Annotated in this window: 3 protein-coding genes; all 3 read right to left on the reverse strand. The window is 29.8% G+C overall.

Annotation, left to right across the window (positions count from 1 at the left end; all coding sequences use genetic code 11):
• Positions 1-171: 171 nt before the first annotated feature.
• Complete coding sequence (locus VJ881_00865) at positions 172-1431, reverse strand: APC family permease (protein ID HKL74591.1); 1260 nt, start codon at positions 1429-1431, stop codon at positions 172-174.
• A 60-nt stretch (positions 1432-1491) separates the two neighbouring features.
• Positions 1492-1860 (reverse strand): RidA family protein, encoded by a 369-nt coding sequence (locus VJ881_00870; GenBank protein ID HKL74592.1) that lies wholly within the window; start codon positions 1858-1860, stop codon positions 1492-1494.
• Between the two features lie 4 nt (positions 1861-1864).
• The coding region (locus VJ881_00875; GenBank protein HKL74593.1) for a hypothetical protein at positions 1865-2092 on the reverse strand (228 nt) is incomplete at its 5' end.

Raw genomic sequence — 2092 nt, forward strand, 5'->3', positions numbered from 1 at the left:
ATATTATACCATAAAGAGGGAGGTTAAACAAACATATGTTTTTTATTTTTAGAATATTAAATACCTAAACATAATACTTAAAATTCAAAACCGTCTTCTCTTTCCTCGGGGCAAGCCCACGAGGTTTGCGAGCAGACTTTCACTCTATCACTACCTCTATTAATATTATAATTATTTATTTTTTATATAACCAGTAATAAAATAATACATTGATCCAATAAAAACCCATACTAATAAAGCATAAAATATCATAGGATCCTCAAACATTGATACAATTGATAGTACTAAAGCTGAAATAATTGTTATAAAAACAATAAGATATAAAATAGAAGCAGGTAACTCCATTTGAGCTTCTGAAATCTTTTCAGGATTATTTAATTTAATCTTTAAAGCAGCTATAGCAATAAGGGCCATAGATATAAGAGTTACTATTGAAGTTAAAGTTCCAATATAAAGAATTGTCATATCCAATAACAATAACAAACTGGACATTATAAACATAATAACCAGGGTAATTCCAGGTACCTGAGATTTATTTAATTTACTAAAAAATCCAGGTAAATAACCATCATCTGATAGACTGTATGCCAGTCGACTTGCTCCAGCAAAAATAGAGTTAATGGGCATAACTACCGCAATAATAGCACTTATTTTAATTAAGTTAGTTAGATAAGGATTGAAAAAAACTGAAGAAGCACCTACCAAATTAGGTTGATTGGCTTTAATAAAATCCCAGCCCAGACCACCTGAAAAAACCAAAGAAGTGGTGATATATAATGCCCCGATAATTATGGAAGCAATTATAATTGATAGGGGAATATTCTTATGTGGATTTTTTATTTCATCACCAATTTCAGCAACAAAGTACATTCCTGAATAGGCAAAAAATGCCGTCATCGAACCTCTTATTAAAGAAGTTGTTCCTGCTTTAAATGGATTAAGTAAATTATTTATATCAATCTTAAAAATCCCCAGAGTTGTAAATATAATTAAACCTAAGGTAACAATAGATACTAAAACTCTCTGCACTCTTTCTGTAGTCTGAATACCAAACCAGTTTATTATAAAAAATATAAATAAAAGTCCTATTCCAATGATTTTATTATTAATTCCAAAAGGTGTATTTACATATTCAGTAAAACCAGTTGCCATTAAAGTTAAACCGTAAAATCCGGTAATTAATCTTAACCAGCCGATTATAAAGCCAGTATAATCACTAAAAAACATTTTTGCATATTTATATGTACCTGCTGTAACCGGGTAAATAGTGGCAATCTGAGCAAAACAGAGTGATGAAGATACAGCTACAACTAAAGCAATAAAATAACTAATAAATAACCCCGGGCCAACTTCAACTGCTAAAGAACCAATTAAAATATATATCCCGGCTCCAATCACAGTTCCGATAATCATAAAAACTGCACCTATCAAATCTATTTTATTTTCACTATCAACTTTAATAATTTTCCTCCTTTACTTTTTTATCTTTGTTTACTTTTTACTTGCAGTTCCTTCAATTTGAACAAGACAATTATCATTGATAAAATCTGAAGTAATTACAGCTCTAACTGGATAATTACCTTCTTCAAAATATTCACACCAGATTTTATGCATTTTTTTAAAATCATCAATATCTTTTAAAATAACAGTTAATTTCACAACATTTTCTAAACTTAACTCTATTTCCTCTAAATATTTCCTCAATTTTTTAAAAATATTACCCAATTGCTCTTCAATTGTTTTACCTCCGGCTCCAATATGTCCAATATAAACAGTATTATCACTGACAACCAGAGTAGAAAGATCATATTCATCATATGGGGGTATAACAACTCTTTTAGTAATTTTAATCTCCTCCATAAATTTATTTTTTTACTCTCTTCCAGTATTTTCTCTTCATTCCATCCCCTGGCTCCATAAATGAAGACCAGTTAAAACCTTTATCCACTAAATACTTATGTCTATCATTATCCACATCATTATTCCCCGGGCAGAGAACAATTTTTCCTCCATCTTTTATTACTCTTATTAATTCATTATACTCTCTGTCAAAATAATCTCCAAATACATGTCCCCCTGTAATTACCTCAGC

Source organism: Halanaerobiales bacterium (assembly GCA_035270125.1).
GTDB lineage: Bacteria > Bacillota > Halanaerobiia > Halanaerobiales > DATFIM01 > DATFIM01.